Source organism: Ureibacillus sinduriensis BLB-1 = JCM 15800 (genome assembly GCF_000772955.1).
In the GTDB taxonomy this organism is placed as follows: domain Bacteria; phylum Bacillota; class Bacilli; order Bacillales_A; family Planococcaceae; genus Ureibacillus; species Ureibacillus sinduriensis.
Genome location: NZ_JPVO01000049.1, coordinates 119,510 through 140,739, shown reverse-complemented (window position 1 = coordinate 140,739; position 21,230 = coordinate 119,510). Strand labels below are relative to the sequence as shown.

Sequence of the window (21,230 nt, the reverse complement as noted above, 5' to 3'; positions counted from 1 at the left end):
TTTACATTTGTAATCATTTTTCACTGTTCGTCGAGTGTTATTTAATGGTTTCCCCGCGTCTCAAAGAATCGGCGATCTCGTCGATTTTGCGTAATCGATGGTTTACGCCCGACTTGCTTACCGCCCCGGTAGATACCATCTCTCCAAGTTCTTTAAGTGTCACATCTTGGTACTCGACCCGAAGCCTCGCAATTTCTCTAAGTTTTTCCGGTAATTGATCCAATCCGATCGCGTTTTCAATAAAGCGGATATTCTCGACTTGACGGATGGCTGCACCAATTGTTTTGTTGAGATTGGCCGTTTCACAGTTAACGATTCGGTTCACACTGTTTCGCATATCACGCAAAATCCGTACATCCTCGAATTTCAGCATGGCCTGTACAGCCCCAACAGTTCCCAAAAAGTCAGATATTTTCTCGGCTTCCTTTAAATAAGTGACAAAGCCTTTTTTTCGTTCGATTGTTTTGGCATTCAAGTTGAATTTATTCATTAATTCGGCCAAAGCTTCACCATGCTCTTTATAAAGCGAATATATCTCAAGATGATAGGCGGAAGTTTCAGGGTTATTTACAGAGCCACCTGCCAAAAATGCACCACGTAAATAAGCGCGTTTCTGATTTCTATTTGAAAGTAATGAAGTCGAGAGAGAATGATTTAGTTGAAAGTCCTCAGACAAAATATCCAAATCTGCTAGTAGTTCACGAGCACCGTCTCGAACACGGCAAATATATACATTATTTTTTTTCAGGCGCATTTTTTTTCGAACTAGCAATTCCACATTATATGGGTATAACTTTTTGACAATCGTATATAACCTTCTGGCAATCGCGGCATTTTCGGTCTGTACATCAAGACTGAGCTGCCTATTTGTAAAAGATAATGTCCCATTCATGCGAATTAGGGCAGAAACCTCTGCCTTTAAACAATTATCATCGGATTCTATTTGCGTTAATTCCTTTTTCGTTTCGGAAGCAAATGACATCTTTTCCCCCCCTTTCACTATGTATGAAAACAATCATACCACACTATTTCATGCCGGCATCTTGTATGTTTTTTACAATCGTGTCAATGTGTAGTCGCGCAGCCATTTGGCAATTTTATTTGACTCATGGCGAACAACGCCGGATTGGATTGTGGCGATTTCTTTCTTGATAACTTCGAGTCCCATATTTTCTAGCTTCTCGATATCAAACAACACAGGTTCTGCATTCTCTTCTTTATAGTTTTCTTTTATCGGTGATGGCAATTCGACATCATTTACTAGAATCGCATCCAGACAAGGTTTTCCCACATGATCATAGATTGCCTGCACATGATCGGTAGCCCGGTAATTAAGCGTCTCCCCTTGCTGCGTCATCAGATTGCAAATGTAGATTCTCTTCCCTTTTGCCCTCACCAATGCCTTGCCAATTTGCTTGACGATTAAATTCGGAATGATACTAGTATATAAGCTACCAGGTCCAACAAGGATAAAATCTGCTTTTTCAATTGCACGAATTGCTTCAGGAAGCGGTTTCACTTCACCTGGAACTAAAAAGACCCGTTTGATGGGCAATTGGGAATGAGGGATTTTCGATTCCCCCTCAATGATGGAACCATCCACCAGTTCAGCGTGCAGGGCAATTTTTCTGTTCGCAGCAGGGATTACTTTTCCGTGGACCTTTAATACTTTGCTCATTTCAGCAATCGCATGGCTAAAATCACCTGTTATGTCCGTCAAAGCAGTAAGCATTAAATTTCCTAACGAATGGCCGCCTAAATCCTCTGACTCGGAGAACCGGTATTGGAACATTTGTTCAACCAATGGCTCTGTATCGGATAGTGCAGCAATGACATTCCGGATATCACCAGGCGGCGGTATATCATAGTCATCACGAAGGCGGCCTGAAGAGCCTCCATCATCTGCAACTGTGACAATCGCAGTGATGTCGAACGGATAGTTTTTTAATCCGCGCAACATCGTCGAAAGACCCGTGCCTCCTCCTATGACTACAATCCTTGTTTTTTGTTTTCTCATTCCGTCAATCCTTTCTGCGGTTGATATCTCGGTGGGTAATTGCGGTTTGATAGCTATTGCTGAATAATTTCCCATAGTGTTCAGCCAACGTTACGGAACGATGCTGCCCACCTGTACAACCAAAGGCAATTACAAGCTGGGATTTCCCCTCATGGATATATTGCGGAATCATGAATTGAAATAGATCCGTTAGCTTCAGGATTAATTCCTGAGCTTCGCCTTGGGCCAATACATAGGAAGATACTTCTTCTTGTAGCCCTGTTTTAGGGCGCAGTTCTTCCACATAGTAAGGGTTTTTAATAAAACGGACATCAAAAACTAAGTCTGCATCGATTGGTATGCCGTTTTTATAGCCAAAAGACATCACATTAATTGAAAATTTGGGACTGGAAGCATTGGAAAATTCTTTTCCTATACGTTCCCTTAATTGTCTTGGTTTCAATTTGGATGTGTTATATACGAACTTTGCCCGCCCTTTCAGCTCACTGAGCAATTCCCTTTCCTTCTGGATTCCTTCTAGAGGGGCTCCGTGCGGGGCAAGCGGGTGCGAGCGGCGGGTTTCTTTATAGCGCTGAACAAGCGATTCGTTATCCGCATCCAAGAATAATATGCGTGTATTAACATATGCTTCTTTCTCCAATATATCTAGGGCATCGATCAGGGAGTCAAAGAATTCCCCTCCACGCATATCCATCACTGCAGCAATTTGCGTTATTTTTCGTTCCGATTCCTTCATTAATGCCAGAAAGGTTGTTAATAGAGCAGGGGGCAAATTATCAATGCAATAATATCCTAGATCTTCAAAGCTTTGAACAGCAACTGTTTTTCCAGCTCCAGACATTCCTGTAATAATGACTATCTCATGTGTAAATTCCTGAATATTACCCATGTGATCATCTCCCTTTTTAAGTCTCTTTGGACGATTGAAACCTTTCATCGATTAACTCATAATCCATTGTATAAGTAAAAGTGCCATATTGGATGCCTTCATCCAACGCGGCAAACAATAAGTTATTCCGGTCTCCTTCAGCCATTGGCAGTTGACGCAACGCTTCGATCGGGTGCCACTCCAAAATGCCTTCTCTTGTTTCCTGAAATTGCTCGCCTTCGATGCCATATGCAATAAATGTATAAAGCATCCACTCGTCCACGGTCTTTTCGCCATCTTTGATAATCATTGTGTAAACCCCTTTTAAGTGGGGGCTTGTAGGCGTTAAGTTTGTCTCTTCTTTAAATTCTCGTTGTGCCGCTTCAAAGATCGATTCTCCACTTTCCATCTTTCCTCCCGGAGCAACATACCAACCTCTTCTTGGCTTTTGGAGAAGCAGGACCTTTCCATCTTGAATGGCTAATAAATTCGCTATTCGTTGTATGACAACCACCTCAAATCATTTGTTACCCTATATTACGTATTATACCTTATGAAATAGTCATTGGCGTAATTGAAAAGCTTGATTTCTCTTGAATTATGACGCGATGCAAGTTTCTGCAAGCCGCTTTTTACTTTTTGAACTCACAGCTTGCCTGGAAAATGCGCAATCAAAGGAAATCTTTAAAAGTAGCCTTTTGTGGGCGAGCCTTTATCTTACAATGGCATCAACCGTCCGCTGCTCACAGAGTTATACTTTATCTAATTTAGTAAGCTATTAACTATTAAAATAATGGCACCACTGCTAGAATTAACTCTTTTTACACAAAAAAAGTTGCCTCCTCTGTTGATGGAAGCAACTAAAAAACTAAAAAGGGGGGTTAAAGCTTATACCCCCATTATAGCCTTTCTTTATTTCAAAGAGATTACAGGAGAATTAAAACCATATTAATTCTGGCTAATCTTCTCGGTTAATTCTTCTACATAGTGCTGTGCGGATTGGGCTGCAATACTTCCATCACCTGTTGCTGTAACGATCTGACGAAGCATTTTTTCACGAACATCCCCAGCAGCGAATATACCTTTCACGGACGTTTCCATTTTGTCGTTCGTCACGATATAGCCGTGTTCATTCAAAATACCCAAGTTTTTGAATGGCGCTGTTAATGGATCCATTCCAATATAGACAAATACGCCGTCCGTCTGGAATTCTTGTTCACTGCCATCGATTGTCGAAACAAGTGTGGCACTGCCAACCTTGCCATCTTTTTCATTAATTTCTTTCACTGTGTGGTTCCAGATGAAATCGATCTTCTCATTTGCAAATGCGCGATCTTGCAGGATTTTCTGAGCACGCAATTTATCGCGTCGGTGTACAATCGTAACTTTATCGGCAAAGCGAGTAAGATACACGCCTTCTTCAACCGCAGAATCTCCTCCTCCGACAACAATCAGATGTTTCTGTTTAAAGAATGCTCCGTCACAAACTGCACAGTAACTTACGCCGCGACCGCCAAGCTCTTTTTCTCCCGGTACACCCATTTTTTTATACTCTGCACCCGTTGTGACAATGATTGAACGAGTTTTGTATTCTTTCGAACCCGCTTTAATCACTTTATATTCTTCACCGTCAATGATTTCGGATACATCGCCATAAGCATATTCGGCACCGAATTTTTTGGCATGCTCGAACATTTTAGTTGAAAGCTCAGGCCCCAAGATTGTTTCAAAGCCCGGATAGTTTTCAACTTCCTCTGTATTGGCCATTTGCCCACCAGGAATACCGCGTTCAATCATTATAGTAGCTAAATTCGCACGAGAAGCATATACTGCTGCCGTCATCCCCGCAGGACCTGCACCGATTATTACTACATCATAAATTTTCTCTTCAGCCATACAAAAAGCCTCCCTATAGAAAAGCGCACTTTTATACGCTTCTATTTATCTAAAAAATACTAGCTTGATTAAAGTATATTTCCTTCTTTTATTATCCTAGGACAATCTGGCTGCAACTTCAACTTTATTGCCTGCTAGTCAAATGGAAGGTATTCGATTAATTCTTCAACATACTTGGTCAACGTTGCAGTGGATAAGCCAAATTTTTGCGCATAGTGCTTTTTCGTCACTTTGTTGCTGTTGATCGTCGAAAAGAACATATACTCCACTGCTGCAGCCAATGCTTTGATGTTTTTAAATTGGTATTCATCTTTCAGCGCCCGTTCACTTAATACAAACCACATCTGGAATAAATATTGGATTTCCGATGTAATGGTTTCGATGCTTTTAAAAAGCTCCTCCGCCACTTGCATTGAACGGAGAAAATGCCTTTCCATCTCTTTTGATTCATCAAATTGATGGCCGAGTGCATATGCCAAGCAAAGCTTTTCAACCCCGCTATATTTTGCAAGATCGATAATTTTAGGATGTGCAATTATTTCTTGCTTATAAGCTGATTTGCTGAGCAAGAAAAATCCAAACATGCGGTGTGTGCTAAATTCACTGGAAATTTTTTCGATAATAAAATCCCGGTTATTTTCCAAGGATTCGCTATCCGCTTCCGGTTCCACATCAAGCCACGGTTCAAACCCATCCTTTGAAGGATCGATATCCACAAGTATTTTCCAAGCCTGCTTCCCTTCTTCCACATGGCCACTGAAGTAAGCGGCCTGCGCCAACCAAAAATAGAAGCCAGTGTCCCCGGCAAAGCCTTTCCGTTTCATGCTTTGAAGCCATTTGTAAGCCATATCATGCTCACCGATCAAAGCTAATGTCGCTCCAAGCTTATAGCGATTTTCCCAGTCGTATGGGTTGATTTTCTTCAGCATTTCAACGAGCTGGGTTAAATCTTGTTCATCCTTCTCATAGTATGCAATAACCGCTAAGTTGCATAATGCATGCAGATTCCCCAAGTTTTCACGCAAGACTTGATGCAGCAATGCTTTTGCTTGTTCCGCTTCCTCGATATAGAAATAAGCCAATGCTAAGTTATTGTAAGCCGGCCATAAATCCGGGAAACGTTCAATCAGCTGTTCCAGAACCTCAATTGCTTCGTTGAATTGGCCGTTTTCCATAAAACGGCGTGCTTTTTCCTGAGCGACTAACTTTTCGGAGTCTTCTTCATTGAATGGTTCTTCATCAGTTTCTTCGAATTGAACAAATTCGATGATTTCTTCCGCCTCTTCTACATACATTCCGTCGGGTTCCATTTTAATATACATTTCTGCATACTTTTGGGCATCGCGCACCATCCCGATGCAACCTGAAACTTCTGCCAAGAAAAAGACATGCTCCGGTTCACTTGGCTCCAAGCTGTAGGCGGTATGAATTAGTTCATAGGCTTTTTCAAAGTTCTGGGCTTCCATTTCCAAAATGCCGAACTGCATTAATACATGCGCATCATCCGGGCTAAGCTCTGCTGCCCGTTTCATATATTTATACGCTTTATCCATTTGGTCTTTATCCATGGCTTTGAGCGCTTTATTGAAATAATAATCACCGTTTGGAATAAACGATACAACATTATTTGGTTTTTCTTTTTGACGTTGATTTTCCAAAGTACATCCTCCGAACTAAATTCATTACACCTTGGCGTAATTACATTGCTTCGCAAGCCCGAAAAGCCGCTAAAACAAAGCAAAAGGAACGTATAGTACGTTCCTCCACAATTAAACTTATTATAACATAATTACGCGATACGTCATTATTTTAGTATTTTGTACTTCTAATTTATTCCCGGCTTTTAGTGAATAGGGTTGATCATTATATATTTTTGGTGCTTGCCCTTTTCTCGGCATGTCTTGTTTTTAACACTTCCAGTACATCATACACATCCACTTTTTGCTCCTGCAGCAGCACAAGCAAGTGATAAAGCAAATCTGCGGTTTCCCACTTCACTTCCTCAGCGTCCCGGTTTTTCGCTCCAATAACGACTTCCGTTGCTTCTTCGCCGACTTTTTTGCAAATCTTGTCGATCCCTTTTTCAAATAAATATGTCGTGTAAGCACCTTCCGGCATATCGATTTCACGTTGGCGGATGATATTCACCAACTGCGGAATAATGTCGACAGACCCGACGTCCGTCTTTTCTACTATTGTATTTGTGAAACAAGTCGACGTTCCGTTGTGGCATGCAGGTCCTGCCGGTAAAACCTCGACTACCAACGCATCCTTGTCACAATCCGCTTTGATGGAAACAACCTTTTGTACATTTCCACTTGTTTCCCCTTTATGCCAAAGCTCTTGTCTCGAGCGGGAATAAAACCAAGTTTCGCCTGTGTCGATTGTTTTTTGCAGCGACTCTTCATTCATGTAAGCTACCGTTAACACATCTTTCGTTTGTGCATCCTGTACCACTACTGTTATTAACCCTTTGTCATCGAACTTTAATCCTTCAATCATCTGACACAAACCCCTTTTTCGCGTAGAACCGATTTCACTTCAGCAACGCTCGTTTCTTTATAATGGAAAATGGATGCTGCCAGAGCGGCATCCGCATCTACTTCTTTCAATACTTCGACAAAATGATCCGCGTTCCCGGCACCGCCGCTTGCAATAACAGGCACTGTCACGGCATCACGGACAGCTTTTGTCAGAGCTAAATCAAAACCCGATTTTTCACCGTCTTGATTCATGCTTGTCAGCAGGATTTCGCCTGCACCAAGGCGGACCGCTTCTTTTGCCCATTCCACTGCTTGCCAATCCGTCTTGTTGCGTCCACCATGGGTATAAACCATCCAAGTGCCGTCTTCCTCTGAAAATTTGGCATCAATCGCCACAACGATACATTGGGCACCAAAGAAATCAGAACCTTCCTTGATTAGTTGCGGACGTTCCAATGCAGAAGTATTTACCGAGACTTTATCCGCACCTGCACGCAGTATCCGTTTCATATCTTCCAATGTGCGGATTCCTCCACCCACCGTAAACGGAATGGCCAAGCTTGAGGCTGTTTTTCTTACGACATCGACCATCGTTTCACGGCCTTCATGGGAGGCGGAGATATCCAAAAAGACAAGCTCGTCGGCCCCTTGCTCATCATAAAACTTGGCAAGTTCAACCGGATCTCCCGCATCGCGCAGCTCCACGAACTGAATACCTTTTACAACACGTCCTTCTTTTACATCAAGGCAAGGGATAATTCGCTTCGTTAGCATGTTAGCACCTCCACACCTTTTAACCATTGTTCGAGCAAGAACACTCCGAACTCACCCGACTTTTCAGGGTGGAACTGCATCCCGCAAACATTGTCGGCTTGCATTACCCCAGGCACTTGGGCATCAAAATATTCCGCACTGGCCACTAGTTGTTCCCGATTGATATGGGTTGCATAAAATGAATGCACAAAATAAACATATTTACTTTCCGGTAGATTGATGTCTTCCAACCATTTCGGCAAGCATTTGAAATCAAGTGTATTCCAGCCCATATGAGGGACGCGATATTGGATGCCATCCGTTGTTTCACCCGAAAACCGGGCAATTTTTCCATTGAAGAACCCGAAGCCTTTCGTCGGAGCGACTTCTTCGCTTTCCTCGAACAGCAATTGCATTCCTAGGCAAATGCCTAAAAGCTGTTTGCCGGCATCTACTTGTTCACGGATAAAACCGTCCAAACCTGTTTCAGATAGGCGTTTCATTGCATCAGGAAATGCCCCCACCCCCGGCAGGATCAGCGCATCGGCAGCCGCCAATTCGTGGGGGGTTGCAGAGACGACAACTTCGCAATTCAGTCTTTCCAACGCCTGTTCCACGCTGAATAAATTGCCCATGCCATAATCAATTACGCCGATTTTCATGTCAACAACCCTTTCGTCGATGGTACGCCCTTCACCCGCGGATCGATTTGCACCGCATCATCGATTGCCCTCGCCAAGGCTTTAAAGATGGCCTCGATAATATGATGCGTATTTTGGCCATAAGGAACGATGACGTGAACATTCATGCGTGCTTCCAATGCAAATTTCCATAAAAATTCATGCACCAATTCCGTATCAAATGTGCCTACTTTTTCTTTCAATATAGGTTCTACCCGATACTCCAAATGCGGCCTGTTCGAACAATCAATGACCACTTGCGCCAATGCATCATCCATCGGCACGAAGGCATTTCCGTAGCGCTTGATGCTTTTTTTATCGCCAAGTGCTTCACGGATGACCTGCCCCAAAACTATGCCGATATCCTCGGTTGTATGGTGATCGTCGATATGCGTATCCCCATCCGCGAGTATTTTGCCATCAAACAAACCATGTTTAATGAATAAATCGAGCATATGGTCCATAAAAGGTACACCTGTATGTACTTCTGCCTTTCCGTCACCATCCAGATTCAATTCAACGGAGATTTTCGTTTCGTTTGTATTTCGTTCAATCTTGGCAAACCGTGTCTTTTGTTCTGTCATATTAATTGCCTCCTTTTGTCCAGCCACGCGATTCTACTGCGCGGGCATGCCCTTCCAATCCTTCCATTCTTGCAAGACGCGCAATTTTCGGGGCGTTTTCTTCCCATGTTTTTTCACTATAGTAAACAACACTGGACCGTTTAATAAAGTCATCCACATTCAAACCACTTGCAAAACGTGCTGTACTATTCGTTGGCAGCACATGGTTTGTTCCGGCAAAATAATCTCCTACCGGCTCCGAACTATATCGGCCGATAAAAATCGCACCTGCATGGCGAATTTTCAAAGAATCTTCCTCGGCATTGGCCGTGACAATCTCCAAGTGCTCCGGAGCCAATGAATTTACGGCACCAATCGCCTGCTCCAAATTTTCCGCAATATAAATTTGACCAAAATTTTCAATTGATTGTCGGGCGATTGTTTCCTTTGGCAGGCTGCTTAATTGTCTTTCCACCTCAGCGGCCACATCTTCTGCAAGTTGTTCACTTGTTGTAATGAGCACTGCACAAGCCAAAGCATCATGCTCCGCCTGGGACAATAGATCTGCGGCAATTTCATCAGCGTAGGCTGTGTCATCTGCCAGTACTGCAATCTCACTCGGTCCTGCAATCATATCAATGGCCACTTCACCAAACACTTCCCGTTTGGCCAATGCAACATAAATATTCCCTGGTCCTGTAATCTTATCAACAGGGGCGATCGTTTCCGTTCCGTAAGCAAGTGCCGCAATTGCCTGTGCCCCACCAACCTTGTAGATTTCATTGACTCCCAAAATGGATGCGGCCACGAGAACGGCATCAGGGAGTTTCCCATCTTTTCCCGCTGGGGAAGTAATGACAATTCGTTGAACTCCTGCTACTTGGGCAGGAATGACATTCATCAAAACGGAAGAAGGGTATGCTGCCAATCCACCGGGCACATACAAACCAACCGCATCGAGCGGGATAATTCTTTGTGCCAACCACGAACCATTGTCCAGAGGAAGCTTGTAGCCATCTCGTTTTTGAGCTTCGTGATAGTATCGGATGTTGGCGGCTGCTTCTTCTAAATCCTTTTTAAGCTGGGGGTCGAAATTCAGCAACGCATCGTCGATCTCGGTTTGAGCTACGCGAAAGTTGTCTAATTGAACGCCATCCCACATTTGGCTATATTTGCTGATAGCTGCATCCCCATTTTCACGCACATCCAAAAGCACCTGCCGAACAGTTTTTAATTGTTCCTCATTTCCACCTTCAAGCTGCCTTTTTAAAGATATAATGTTCGATAACTTAGTAATTTTCACAAATAGCCCTTCTTCCTAACCGACAATATTTTTCATGCGTGACACTAATTCTTGTATGCGTGCACTTTTCATTCGATAACTGACCGGATTTGCAATCAACCTGGAGGAAACATCCGTAATATGTTCGTATTCCACCAGACCGTTCTCTTTTAACGTTCTGCCGGTTGATACGATATCAACAATGCGGTCGGCCAAACCGATCATCGGCGCGAGTTCGATGGAACCGTTCAACTCGATTATTTCAACTTGCTCACCAATTTCCTTGTAATAATTCATGGCAATATTGGGATATTTCGTTGCAATGCGTGGCGCAATCTCATTCATCGTTGTGTTCGGCAAACCTGCCGATGCAATATAGCATTGGCTGATTTTCAAATCCAGCAGTTCATGTACATTTCGGCGCAGTTCCAATAATGTATCCTTGCCCGCAATTCCAATGTCCGCAACTCCATGTTCCACATAAACAGGTACATCCATCGGTTTTGCCAAAATAAACCGAATCTGTTCTTCTGGTATTTCGATCAATAGTTTACGGGACATTTCCACTTCCTCCGGCAAATTAAATCCCGCATCGATCAGCATCTGATATGCTTCTTCAAAAATTCGCCCCTTCGGCATCGCAATTGTTAAGTGACTCATTCTGCTCCATCCTCCTGGCTGACATACACGACTTTGTCAAAGTGTTTTGTAAAGGCTTTTTCATCGGCCAATCCTTTAAGGGACTGCAATGTCACACGCTTCCCTTCCGCTCGATAAGCGCCTGCCATTTCTAGCGCTTTCGCAAACAACACTTCTTCAAAAATGATGGCAACTGTTTGATCCGGGGACGGTTCTGATGGTAGTACTTCCAAAATTCGATCAACACGGATCCCGAAACCAGTGGCCCCTACGTTTGTTCCAAAATGCTGCAATAACCCATCGTAACGGCCCCCATTCCCTAATGCGAAGCCACTTCCTTGGGCAAATACTTCAAAAAGCATGCCCGTGTAATAGTTCATATGACTCGATAATGTAAAGTCTAATGCGACATATTGCGTTAAACCGCCCACTTCAATTAGTTCCATTAGCTGCTGCATGTATTTGAGGGAATCATTTTTACGTACATACTTCTCTATTTCCCCAATGGAGACAAAATTTGTCGCTTCACTGATAAATTGCAGTAGTGCATTCGATTTCGTTATTGGTAGATCGAAGCTTTCAACCGCTTCTTCAAAGCCGACGTAATTGCGTTCAACTAATAAAGTTCGCAAAGTATCCGCTTGTTCGCTGCTTTCTGTGTAGTCTTTTAAAATACAGTTCAGTACTCCGGCATGCCCGATCGTAATCTTGAATGAATCGATTCCAAAAGCTTGGATTAAATGAATCACTGTAATGATTACCTCTGCATCCGCGAAAACTGATTCATCACCGATGATTTCGATGCCCATCTGGCCAAACTCCGCCGGACGTCCACCTTCGGATTGTTGGGCCCGGAAAACATTCGCAAAATACGATAGTCGCAATGGAATCTTTTCCTTTAACAATTTTGAAGTTGCCACCCGTGCAATCGGTGTGGTCATATCCGGGCGCAGCACGAGCGTATTGCCTTGACTATCCACCAATTTAAATAATGAAGCATCGTAAATTGCGGATGCTTTTCCGACTGTATCAAAGTACTCAAGACTTGGTGTTTGGATAAAATCAAAGCCACGTGCACGTAAAAATTCACGGCCTATTTGGCGCACCTTTTCTGTTTTTTCATATGTGATGGGGAATGTATCACGCATTCCTAATGGTTTTTCAAACATTTTTATCGATGACATAATGACACTCCTATTACCTTTACTTTAGTACACTAGAGAATTAGAGAACTGATATATTAAAGTAAATTCTACCGAACTACTATCCATTCGTCAATCCTCTGATTTATAAAATAGTTTATTTTCATAAAATATTATAAAAATTATGATTACTTCCATTATACCTTTTCTCAAGTTAGTAGAGAAATTTGTACTGCAAGGTGGCAAGAATCTGCTTAGGAGGAGGGTTGATGGTGTGAAGGCTGGGTATAGAGTATTAGTAGAGATTATCGTTTTATGTTGCCGATGGAGTGGTTTGCTGGAGATTGTATAATTGAGAGTTTTTCCAACAAAAAAAGAATCTGGAGCACGCTCATACTCCCAGATTCCTGCAATACTTATTGATTTTTTCTTTTGGCCATTTGCTCGGCTGTGTAGATGATTTGCATTGGATTTCCCCCAACCATGCTGCCGGCAGGAACATCTTTATGCACCAAGGTTGCGGCAGAAACAATCGCCCCATCTCCTATCTCCACTCCGGGCAAGATGGTGGAATTGGCGCCGATCATCACTTCACTGCCTATCTTCACGTCGCCTAAACGATATTCCTCAATTAAATATTCATGGGCCAAGATTGTTGTGTTATAACCGATGATCGTGTTATTGCCGATTGTAATTCTTTCAGGAAACATTGAATCCGGCATCACCATCAGTGCAAGAGATGACTTCTCACCGATTTTCATATGTAGAAACGTACGATAAATCCAATTTTTCATACTCATGAACGGCGTGATTCGGCCAATTTGAATGAATATAAAGCACTTCATCACTTTCCAGAATGACACCGTTTGATAGACTTTCCATAATGAGTTTGCTCCTTGAACAGGGTATCGTTCCGTCCTTCTCATCAGATTAAGATTCCTCCACTATCGTTAATAGATCGGACATATGCTGTAAAATGTAGTCCGGATTAAATTGGCTCAAAAACTGTTCTCCTTTGATGGACCATGCAACACCGGCAGTCTTCACACCTGCTTTTTGACCTGCAATAATATCATGATAATTATCCCCAATCATCATGACCTCTTCCTTATTGACGCTTAATTTTTCAATCGCCAATAGAACTGGCTCGGGATTAGGTTTGACATATTTTACATCGTCCAATCCGACCACCAATTCAAAAAGATGCTTAGCTCCCATCAGTTCCAACCCTTTTTCAATCATTGCACGCCTTTTTGTCGATACAATCGCAAGTCGGATCCCTTTTTCGTGCAGTTTTTCTAACGTATCGACTGCTCCTTCATATTCCGTCACCAATGTGTCGTGGTTGGCCAAGTTCCATTGTCGATATTTCTCAATCATTTCGTCTAGTTCGTCTGGTATTATTTGTTCAAAGGTTTCTTTTAATGACGGTCCAATGAAATCCATGCAATCTTTTGGCGAATATTGCCCAGGAAATCGTTCTTCTAGTACATGCATAAAAGTTTGAATGATAAGGTCATTGGTATTTAATAATGTTCCGTCAAAATCAAATAGCAAAGCTTTCATGGTGGTTTTGCAACTCCTTTATCTCTTTACGAGCCCCGTAAATTGCCTACTTTTTTTTCACTTTATTGTTGGCGTTATTTTTCGCATTGTTGCCAGCAACTTTCTCTTCATCGAGATAACGAACTACTGGACGCACCTTCATTCGTCTGTACACAATGAGAATAATCCCCAAAACAATCGCTAAAATCGATACGACTTGTGCAGAACGCAATAATTCCTCAATCAAATATAAACTGTCCGTTCGCATGCCCTCAATGTAGAAACGCCCGATTGAATACCAGATCATGTAACTGAAGAAAATTTCTCCGCGATGCAAGTTCACTTTTCTTAAAATCAGCAGGATAATCAGGCCAACTACATTCCAAAGTGATTCATATAGGAACGTTGGATGAACATATGTACCAAGATCTTGGACGTACATTTGTTCAATAATCCAATTCGGGATCATTAGATTTTCCAAAAATTCACGGGATACTGGGCCACCGTAAGCTTCCTGGTTCATGAAATTGCCCCAGCGTCCGATAATTTGTCCAATCAAAAGACTTGGCGCAAGAATATCTGCCACCTTCAAAAAGCTGAACCCTTTTTTCTTACAGTAGATGAAAGCAGTAATGACAGCACCAATTAAAGCGCCGTGAATGGCGATACCACCGTTCCAAATTTGGATTATCTTCTCGGGGTTCGCTCCGTAATACTCCCACTTCATTGAAACATAATAGATGCGGGCAGAAATAATCGAGATTGGGATCGCCCAAATTAACAAATCTGCCAAGAAGTCTTCAGGTAATCCTCTTTTCACAGCCTCTCTTTGGCCAACAAAATAAGCTAGTACAATTCCTAAAGCTATCAAGATTCCATACCATCGTACTTCCAAGTTCCCTAGCGAAAAAGCAACAGGGTTTATTGCAAGTAAAACTTGTTCCATTTAAATACCCCTCTCATCTAGAACATCCTTATTAAGGCGTTAATAGTCATCCATCTCATCTTGAATTGCGATGACTTCATCTAATCTCCTGGAAAATTCCTGTGCCGCGTTTACACCCATTTTTTTCAATCGGTAATTCATCGCTGCTACCTCTATAATTACAGATACATTTCGTCCTGGTTGGACAGGAATCGTTAATTTGGTAATTTCTGTATCAATGATTTTCATTTTCTCTTCATCCAAACCTAATCGATCATAGGTTTTATCCGGATCCCAGTTTTCCAGCTCAATGATTAATGTAATTCGTTTTGTTGGACGGATTGCACTGGCGCCGAACAAGGTCATGATATCGATGATGCCAATCCCCCGGATTTCCAGAAGATGCTCCAAGAGAGGTGGTGGACTGCCGATGATCAAGTCTTCCGTTTCTTGGCGGATTTCAACACAATCATCCGCAACTAGCCGATGTCCCTTTTTTATGAGCTCCAGGGCTGTTTCACTTTTACCAACACCGCTTTTTCCGATAATTAAAACGCCTATTCCATATACATCGACCAGCACTCCATGCACAGCTGCTGTTGGCGCTAATTCACTTTCCAGGAAATTCGTCAACCTACTGGAGAAACTTGAAGTTTTCATTGAGGTGCTCAATACCGGAACATCATTTTCATTGGAAGCGGCAATCAATTCCACCGGCACTTCCAAACCTCGTGAAACGACGATAGCGGGAGTTTCATGTGAGCAAAGTTTCAACATCCGCTCCTTTTTTAATTCCGTTGGGAGCATTTCAAAAAAAGATAATTCAGTTTTGCCGATTAACTGAACCCGATTTGCAGGATAATGTGTAAAATAGCCTGCCATTTCAAGTCCTGGCCTCGAAATATCACTCGTTGTAATATAACGGCCAATCCCTTCATGCCCGCTTACTAGCGTTAAATTGAATTTTTCTACGACTTCCTTTGTCGTTACCTGCATACTCATTACCCCCTATCAACCTGTGATCCATACACTTGGCATATAGTACCTATTTTAACATGTTACACATAGATTGTATTTAATCTTGTACCAAATCGAAGGGAACGGTGCAATAAATCTTGCGGCCTGATTGCTTCTTTCGAGAATGAATGGAGCGCACTTCAGTTGGGAATTCTCCATAAACCGATTCGAACCGCCAACAACATAAAAAGGTGCCTCATAATGGTTGAGGCACCTTCAGACTGTTGACAAACGCTTTCATCCTGCGTTGGTTGTCTCGCTCGTCCCCTCATGAACGTTTTGTTCTATTCGGGTCTTCACTCGACTGCCCGCCTTGTCTGCCAAGCGTTTTCAAGACAGTCTGGGTAATTTTCCGTTGAAGGAAATAGACTAAAAAAAAGTGTAGACAAAGTCGAAGATCGACTTTGTCTACACTCTGAAGGTGCCTCCAAATGGTTGAGGCACCCTTCTTTACTATAATTTAATTTTCAGCGGGAAAATAAACTATCGGGTGTGTTATACCGGACTAACACCATGTTTGCGCTCCGTGAATGTCTGGTTTTTCGATTTATAGGCTTCTAGGCGAAGCTCCAACGTCCTGCGAAGTTCATTCGGTTCAATGATATCATCGATAATCAACTCGGACGCAAGTCGGTACACATCAATTTCTTTTCGGTATTCTTCACGCTGCTGTTCAATAAATGCTGCCTGTTCCTCTTTAGGCAATGCTGCAATCTTGTTGGCATAGACCGCATTCACTGCGGCTTCCGGGCCCATTACTGCAATTTGTGCGCCTGTCAATGCAATGCATACATCCGGTTCGAAAGCTGGGCCGGCCATCGCATAAAGTCCTGCACCATAGGCCTTGCGGACAATGACAGTAATTTTCGGCACAGTTGCTTCACTCATCGCAAAAATCATCTTCGCACCATGGCGGATTATCCCCATCTTCTCGACCTGTGTACCAATCATGAATCCCGGAACATCTGCCAGGAAGAGAAGCGGGATATGGAACGCATCACATAGGCTGATGAATTTCGCTGCCTTGTCTGCTGAATCATGGAATAACACGCCGCCTTTGACCCGGGGCTGATTGGCAATAATGCCGACAGACTGGCCATTGATGCGCGCAAAGCCGGTGATGATTTCAGATGCGAATAGCTTTTTCACTTCACAGAAAGAACCTTCATCGATAATCCGGTCAATCAAGTGGTACATGTTAAACGCCGCGTTTTGATTTTCCGGGATAATTTCCTCAATGGATTTCTCAAACGTTGCGGGTAGTTTTGGCTCTTCCACTTTCGGCTTATTTTTGAAGTTATCCGGGAAATAGCTAATGTACTGTCTTGCATAGGCAATTGCCTCTTCCTCCGTTTTTGCAAGCACATCGCCGCAGCCCGAAACCGAACAGTGCATTTTCGCGCCGCCCATCGTTTCAAGATCGACTTTTTCCCCAATAACCATTTCCGCCATACGGGGCGAGCCTAAATACATGGAGGCATTCCCTTCCACCATGACAACCACATCGCAAAAGGCAGGGATGTACGCGCCGCCCGCTGCTGAAGGGCCGAATAGTAGACAGATTTGCGGAATGCGGCCCGACAATTTCACCTGATTATAAAAAATCCGGCCTGCTCCACGACGGCCCGGGAACATTTCCAACTGATCCGTAATACGCGCACCTGCCGAATCCACCAAGTAAAAGAGTGGTACCCCTAATTTTTCGGCAGTCTCCTGGATTCGTATAATTTTCTCGACCGTCCTTTTTCCCCAAGAGCCTGCTTTGACTGTTGAATCATTTGCCATTACACACACAGTCCGTCCGTGGATTTTTCCGATACCCGTGACGACGCCATCTGCAGGTAGGTCGCCTGCAAGTACATTGGCAAACGTTCCATCCTCGGCCATTAACCCCTCGTCAAACAGCAGCTCCAGACGCTCGCGAACAAATAATTTCCCCTGTTCCTTATTTTTCTCATGGTATTTTTCATGACCGCCTTTTAACACGGTATCTTTCATTTGTTGATAATTCTTATCAGCTGTCAATTTTGTCATTTCTCCCATCCCCCTTTATTTGCCATGATAGACTGGTGAGCGTTTCTCCTGAAAAGCTTTTAATCCTTCCAAACGGTCTTCCGTTTGGAGTAAACGGCTATAAGCTAATGTTTCGATCTGCAGTCCAGTCGAAATATCCGTCTGCATCCCCTGATTGATGGCTGTTTTCGCTTGAATGAGTGAAAGAGGCGCATTTTTTCCTATCTCGTGTGCGAGAATTTTGGCCTGATCGAGCAGTTCTTGCGGTTCCACGATGTGCTCCACAATCCCGTATCGGTATGCTTCCTCTGCCGATATTCGCCGGGCTGTATAAATCAGTTCCTTCGCCTTCCCGATCCCAATAAGGCGAGGGAGTCGCTGCGTCCCCCCCGCACCCGGGATGATCCCTAGAGCGGTTTCAGTCAATCCGAGTTTCGCCGTGCTGCTGGCCATTCGAATATCACATGCAAGTGCAAGCTCAAGACCCCCGCCAAATGCGACCCCATTTATCGCCGCTATGACAGGCTGGGCAAGCGCTTCAAAGTGATTCACGGTTTTGCCGATCAAGGCAATCGTTTTACGGGTCTCTTCTTCATTCATTCCTTTTCGTTCCTTCAAGTCCGCACCCGCACAAAATGCTTTTTCTCCAGCGCCTGTAACAATGACGGCACGGATGAAACGATTATAGTGAATCTCTTCCAACACCTCGTTGATTTCATGTAACATTTGAACGGATAACGCGTTGGCGGCCTCACTTCTGGTAAATTGAATGACTGCTACACCATCTTGTATCTCCACTGTTACGAAATTTCGCATGATTGTTCCTCCCCCCGTGCTATTGCCACCAGTTTGGATGATAGTTTTTTACCGACAATCTGCTCCATATAGAGTGCTGTTTTCTGGATTTTATCCAGGTTGACGCCTGTTTCGATGCCCATCCTATGAAGTAAATACAATAGATCCTCAGTCGCCACATTGCCTGTTGCCCCTTTCGCATACGGGCAGCCGCCAAGTCCCCCGATGGCACTGTCGAATTTCGTAATGCCGTGCGCAAGACTCGCCATAACATTTGCCAATGCCGTACCGCGTGTGTCGTGAAAATGCATTGCAAGCCGATCCGCTTTGAAATGACGCAACATTTCCACCAACAGGGCATCCACTTGTGTCGGTACCCCGACGCCGATTGTATCGCCGAGCGATATTTCCGAAACACCCAGATCAAATAATTTTTCAGCCACGTACACGACTTGTTCTGGTTTTGTATAGCCATCATGAGGGCAAGAAATGACGGTGGAAATATAACCCCTTACCGTCTTGCCGGCAGCCAGGGCGCCATCCACCACTTCTTTCAATACAGGAAACGTCTCATCGATGGATTTATTGATGTTCGCTTTGTTATGTCCCTCACTTGCTGACATAAAGATGCTTACTTCATCGACTTCAGCTTGAAGTGCCCTTTCCAGCCCCTTGCTGTTCGGTACAAGTGCAGCGTAAGTAACGTCGGTGTTTCGCTTAATTTCTTTCAATACCTCTACAGCGTCTGCAAGTTGCGGGATCCATTTTGGATGCACGAAGCTCGTCACTTCAATATAATTCAGTCCTGTTTCACTTAACCGATTAACAAGGCTGACTTTGTCGGCACTTGGAATGAACAACGTTTCATTTTGCAATCCATCGCGTGGTCCGACTTCTTTAATTTGTACTTGTTTCGGCAGCTGCATGGGCTACACTCCCCTTATTCAATTTCAAGCAAATCATCGTCTACGTTAATAAAATCCCCTTCCGAAGCAATAATGCGTTTTACTGTTCCTGCTTCTTCCGTAGCAATCGGAATTTCCATTTTCATGGATTCTAAAATGACAACGTCCTGATCAGCTGCCACTTGCTCCCCTTCCGTCACCAAAACCTTCCATACTGTCCCTGCCATCGTTGCTTTTACTATTGTCATATATTTTCCCTCCGCGTAATATAGAATGTAGAGAAGCGGCACGCGTTCGATATGTTCTCGCCAAAGTCCAATCATTCGCGCCACTTCTCGTCTTATTTACCGACTGTTGTTACTTTTGGTAAATAATATTCCTCTACAAACTTCGTCGTTGTCATGCCTTTTTGGAACTGTTCATGTGTCACCGTTTCCAATAACATCGGTATATTTGTTTGGATTCCCTCGACTTCATAGTTACGTAAAGCATCCGCCAATTTTGCACATGCTTCTTCCCGCGTCTTTCCAAACACGACCAACTTTGCAATCATTGGATCGTAGAATGGTGTAACATCGCTCCCGCTTTCTACTGCTATCTCATGGCGGATTCCTTCACCCTGTGGCAATTCAAGTTTCGTGATTTTTCCTGGTGATGGATAGAATGTCACCGGGTGCTCAGCATAAATTCGCACCTCGATTGCATGCCCTTTTTTCTGGATGTCCTCCCTTGTAAAAGCAAGCTTCTCGCCATCGGCAACCTTCAGCTGCTGTTCCACAAGGTCCAGTCCTGTAATCTCCTCCGTTACCGGATGTTCTACTTGGAGCCTAGTATTCATTTCAAGGAAATAGAAGTTTTGCTCCCGGTCTACAAGAAACTCGATCGTTCCCGCATTTGTATAACCGATATGCTTTGCTGCATCCACAGCGGCATCAAGCATTTTCTTACGTGTTTCTTCGGATATGAATGGTGACGGTGCTTCCTCCACAACCTTTTGATTGCGCCTTTGGATGGAGCATTCGCGCTCGAAAATTGGGACGACATTTCCATGTTCATCAGCCAGCACCTGCACTTCGATATGATGCGGCTCTGCAATAAATTTTTCGATGAACATTGTGCCATCTCCGAAAAAGCTTTGTGCACGTTTTTGATTGCCTTCAAATGCTTTGCGAAGCTCCTCCTCATTGTTCACTAGCTGCATTCCGATTCCGCCGCCCCCGGCAGAAGCTTTCAGCATAACCGGATAGCCAATTTCCCCGGCTATTTTTGCTGCTTCATCCGTATCGGCAATCGGATCATTGACACCTTGCACAATCGGCACACCGGCTTGTTCCATCGTTTTACGCGCTTCCAGTTTGCTGCCCATCATTTTAATGACATCCGACTTAGGTCCGATAAACGTCAACCCTTCGTCTTCCACCCTTTTTGCAAAGTTGGCATTCTCGGATAATAATCCGTAACCCGGATGTATTGCATCGGCATTTGTCTGCTTTGCCACATCCAGAATGGCATCAATATTCAAATAACTTTGAGCGACAGGCGGTTTGCCTATACAGAAGCTTTCTGTTGCCTCTTTAACATGAAGGCTGTTCGCATCGGCTTCTGAATAAATCGCCACTGTGTCGATGCCCAGTCTTTTGCAAGTTTTTATGATGCGTCTTGCAATTTCTCCCCGATTCGCAATGAGTACTTTTTTGAACATAATCC

The 21,230-nt window shown here is 43.6% G+C and carries 22 protein-coding genes; all 22 read right to left on the bottom strand.

Features of this window, described 5'->3' with window-relative positions; all coding sequences use genetic code 11:
- Positions 1–37: 37 nt before the first annotated feature.
- A complete protein-coding gene (gene whiA, locus CD33_RS09530; RefSeq protein ID WP_036200378.1) occupies positions 38–982 on the bottom strand; it encodes a DNA-binding protein WhiA in 945 nt (314 codons plus the stop codon).
- A gap of 72 nt (positions 983–1,054) precedes the next feature.
- Positions 1,055–2,017 carry a gluconeogenesis morphogenetic factor MgfK gene (gene mgfK, locus CD33_RS09525; protein WP_036200377.1) on the bottom strand — a complete coding sequence of 321 codons (963 nt, stop codon included), beginning with the start codon at positions 2,015–2,017 and terminating at the stop codon, positions 1,055–1,057.
- A gap of 4 nt (positions 2,018–2,021) precedes the next feature.
- Complete coding sequence (gene rapZ, locus CD33_RS09520) at positions 2,022–2,906, bottom strand: RNase adapter RapZ (RefSeq protein ID WP_036200376.1); 885 nt, start codon at positions 2,904–2,906, stop codon at positions 2,022–2,024.
- Between the two features lie 16 nt (positions 2,907–2,922).
- A complete protein-coding gene (locus CD33_RS09515; RefSeq protein ID WP_036200419.1) occupies positions 2,923–3,390 on the bottom strand; it encodes an 8-oxo-dGTP diphosphatase in 468 nt (155 codons plus the stop codon).
- 443 nt (positions 3,391–3,833) lie between these two features.
- Positions 3,834–4,781: a thioredoxin-disulfide reductase gene (gene trxB / locus CD33_RS09510; RefSeq protein WP_036200375.1), complete on the bottom strand. Its 948-nt coding sequence runs from the start codon at positions 4,779–4,781 to the stop codon at positions 3,834–3,836.
- 134 nt (positions 4,782–4,915) lie between these two features.
- Positions 4,916–6,439 carry a tetratricopeptide repeat protein gene (locus CD33_RS09505; RefSeq protein WP_036200374.1) on the bottom strand — a complete coding sequence of 508 codons (1,524 nt, stop codon included), beginning with the start codon at positions 6,437–6,439 and terminating at the stop codon, positions 4,916–4,918.
- A gap of 205 nt (positions 6,440–6,644) precedes the next feature.
- Positions 6,645–7,283, bottom strand: a complete 639-nt coding sequence (hisIE, locus tag CD33_RS09500; RefSeq protein ID WP_036200372.1) for a bifunctional phosphoribosyl-AMP cyclohydrolase/phosphoribosyl-ATP diphosphatase HisIE — start codon at positions 7,281–7,283, stop codon at positions 6,645–6,647.
- Positions 7,280–8,038, bottom strand: coding sequence for an imidazole glycerol phosphate synthase subunit HisF (gene hisF, locus CD33_RS09495; protein WP_036200371.1), 759 nt, complete (start codon positions 8,036–8,038; stop codon positions 7,280–7,282). The genes hisIE and hisF overlap by 4 nt, the downstream gene beginning before the upstream one ends.
- The gene (gene hisH / locus CD33_RS09490) at positions 8,032–8,679 is read right to left on the bottom strand and encodes an imidazole glycerol phosphate synthase subunit HisH (protein ID WP_036200369.1); all 648 of its coding nucleotides are present in this window, start codon (positions 8,677–8,679) and stop codon (positions 8,032–8,034) included. The genes hisF and hisH overlap by 7 nt, the downstream gene beginning before the upstream one ends.
- Positions 8,676–9,281 carry an imidazoleglycerol-phosphate dehydratase HisB gene (hisB, locus tag CD33_RS09485; RefSeq protein WP_036200367.1) on the bottom strand — a complete coding sequence of 202 codons (606 nt, stop codon included), beginning with the start codon at positions 9,279–9,281 and terminating at the stop codon, positions 8,676–8,678. The genes hisH and hisB overlap by 4 nt, the downstream gene beginning before the upstream one ends.
- A 1-nt stretch (position 9,282) precedes the next feature.
- Positions 9,283–10,563 (bottom strand): histidinol dehydrogenase, encoded by a 1,281-nt coding sequence (gene hisD, locus CD33_RS09480; protein ID WP_036200366.1) that lies wholly within the window; start codon positions 10,561–10,563, stop codon positions 9,283–9,285.
- Between the two features lie 15 nt (positions 10,564–10,578).
- Complete coding sequence (gene hisG / locus CD33_RS09475) at positions 10,579–11,202, bottom strand: ATP phosphoribosyltransferase (RefSeq protein ID WP_036200365.1); 624 nt, start codon at positions 11,200–11,202, stop codon at positions 10,579–10,581.
- Positions 11,199–12,365, bottom strand: a complete 1,167-nt coding sequence (locus CD33_RS09470; protein ID WP_036200363.1) for an ATP phosphoribosyltransferase regulatory subunit — start codon at positions 12,363–12,365, stop codon at positions 11,199–11,201. Before CD33_RS09470 ends, hisG begins: the two co-directional genes overlap by 4 nt.
- 374 nt (positions 12,366–12,739) lie before the next feature.
- Positions 12,740–13,249: an acyltransferase gene (locus CD33_RS09465; RefSeq protein ID WP_036200362.1), complete on the bottom strand. Its 510-nt coding sequence runs from the start codon at positions 13,247–13,249 to the stop codon at positions 12,740–12,742.
- 4 nt (positions 13,250–13,253) lie between these two features.
- On the bottom strand, positions 13,254–13,889 hold the full coding sequence (gene ppaX, locus CD33_RS09460) for a pyrophosphatase PpaX (RefSeq protein WP_036200361.1): 636 nt from the start codon (positions 13,887–13,889) through the stop codon (positions 13,254–13,256).
- Positions 13,890–13,935: 46 nt separating this feature from the next.
- Positions 13,936–14,814, bottom strand: coding sequence for a prolipoprotein diacylglyceryl transferase (gene lgt / locus CD33_RS09455; RefSeq protein ID WP_036200360.1), 879 nt, complete (start codon positions 14,812–14,814; stop codon positions 13,936–13,938).
- 39 nt (positions 14,815–14,853) lie between these two features.
- Positions 14,854–15,789, bottom strand: a complete 936-nt coding sequence (gene hprK, locus CD33_RS09450; protein ID WP_036200357.1) for an HPr(Ser) kinase/phosphatase — start codon at positions 15,787–15,789, stop codon at positions 14,854–14,856.
- Positions 15,790–16,305: 516 nt separating this feature from the next.
- Positions 16,306–17,844 (bottom strand): acyl-CoA carboxylase subunit beta, encoded by a 1,539-nt coding sequence (locus CD33_RS09445; protein ID WP_084591309.1) that lies wholly within the window; start codon positions 17,842–17,844, stop codon positions 16,306–16,308.
- Between the two features lie 15 nt (positions 17,845–17,859).
- Positions 17,860–18,639 (bottom strand): enoyl-CoA hydratase, encoded by a 780-nt coding sequence (locus CD33_RS09440; RefSeq protein ID WP_036200354.1) that lies wholly within the window; start codon positions 18,637–18,639, stop codon positions 17,860–17,862.
- Positions 18,624–19,544, bottom strand: a complete 921-nt coding sequence (locus CD33_RS09435; protein WP_036200352.1) for a hydroxymethylglutaryl-CoA lyase — start codon at positions 19,542–19,544, stop codon at positions 18,624–18,626. The genes CD33_RS09440 and CD33_RS09435 overlap by 16 nt, the downstream gene beginning before the upstream one ends.
- A gap of 14 nt (positions 19,545–19,558) precedes the next feature.
- Positions 19,559–19,771, bottom strand: coding sequence for an acetyl-CoA carboxylase biotin carboxyl carrier protein subunit (locus CD33_RS09430; protein WP_036200350.1), 213 nt, complete (start codon positions 19,769–19,771; stop codon positions 19,559–19,561).
- A 92-nt stretch (positions 19,772–19,863) separates the two neighbouring features.
- A complete protein-coding gene (locus CD33_RS09425; RefSeq protein ID WP_036200347.1) occupies positions 19,864–21,225 on the bottom strand; it encodes an acetyl-CoA carboxylase biotin carboxylase subunit in 1,362 nt (453 codons plus the stop codon).
- Positions 21,226–21,230 lie beyond the last annotated feature (5 nt).

Excerpts from the sequence above, each read along its gene's own strand:
- ppaX (WP_036200361.1), bottom strand. The coding sequence starts at position 13,889 with ATGAAAGCTTTGCTATTTGATTTTGACGGAACATTATTAAATACCAAT.
- rapZ (WP_036200376.1), bottom strand. The coding sequence starts at position 2,906 with ATGGGTAATATTCAGGAATTTACACATGAGATAGTCATTATTACAGGA.
- CD33_RS09465 (WP_036200362.1), bottom strand. The coding sequence starts at position 13,249 with ATGAGAAGGACGGAACGATACCCTGTTCAAGGAGCAAACTCATTATGG.
- whiA (WP_036200378.1), bottom strand. The coding sequence starts at position 982 with ATGTCATTTGCTTCCGAAACGAAAAAGGAATTAACGCAAATAGAATCC.
- CD33_RS09445 (WP_084591309.1), bottom strand. The coding sequence starts at position 17,844 with ATGACAAAATTGACAGCTGATAAGAATTATCAACAAATGAAAGATACC.
- CD33_RS09425 (WP_036200347.1), bottom strand. The coding sequence starts at position 21,225 with ATGTTCAAAAAAGTACTCATTGCGAATCGGGGAGAAATTGCAAGACGC.
- hisIE (WP_036200372.1), bottom strand. The coding sequence starts at position 7,283 with ATGATTGAAGGATTAAAGTTCGATGACAAAGGGTTAATAACAGTAGTG.
- CD33_RS09435 (WP_036200352.1), bottom strand. The coding sequence starts at position 19,544 with ATGCAGCTGCCGAAACAAGTACAAATTAAAGAAGTCGGACCACGCGAT.
- mgfK (WP_036200377.1), bottom strand. The coding sequence starts at position 2,017 with ATGAGAAAACAAAAAACAAGGATTGTAGTCATAGGAGGAGGCACGGGT.
- hisG (WP_036200365.1), bottom strand. The coding sequence starts at position 11,202 with ATGAGTCACTTAACAATTGCGATGCCGAAGGGGCGAATTTTTGAAGAA.
- hisF (WP_036200371.1), bottom strand. The coding sequence starts at position 8,038 with ATGCTAACGAAGCGAATTATCCCTTGCCTTGATGTAAAAGAAGGACGT.
- trxB (WP_036200375.1), bottom strand. The coding sequence starts at position 4,781 with ATGGCTGAAGAGAAAATTTATGATGTAGTAATAATCGGTGCAGGTCCT.
- hisH (WP_036200369.1), bottom strand. The coding sequence starts at position 8,679 with ATGAAAATCGGCGTAATTGATTATGGCATGGGCAATTTATTCAGCGTG.
- CD33_RS09470 (WP_036200363.1), bottom strand. The coding sequence starts at position 12,365 with ATGTCATCGATAAAAATGTTTGAAAAACCATTAGGAATGCGTGATACA.
- CD33_RS09430 (WP_036200350.1), bottom strand. The coding sequence starts at position 19,771 with ATGACAATAGTAAAAGCAACGATGGCAGGGACAGTATGGAAGGTTTTG.
- lgt (WP_036200360.1), bottom strand. The coding sequence starts at position 14,814 with ATGGAACAAGTTTTACTTGCAATAAACCCTGTTGCTTTTTCGCTAGGG.
- hisB (WP_036200367.1), bottom strand. The coding sequence starts at position 9,281 with ATGACAGAACAAAAGACACGGTTTGCCAAGATTGAACGAAATACAAAC.
- CD33_RS09440 (WP_036200354.1), bottom strand. The coding sequence starts at position 18,639 with ATGCGAAATTTCGTAACAGTGGAGATACAAGATGGTGTAGCAGTCATT.
- hprK (WP_036200357.1), bottom strand. The coding sequence starts at position 15,789 with ATGCAGGTAACGACAAAGGAAGTCGTAGAAAAATTCAATTTAACGCTA.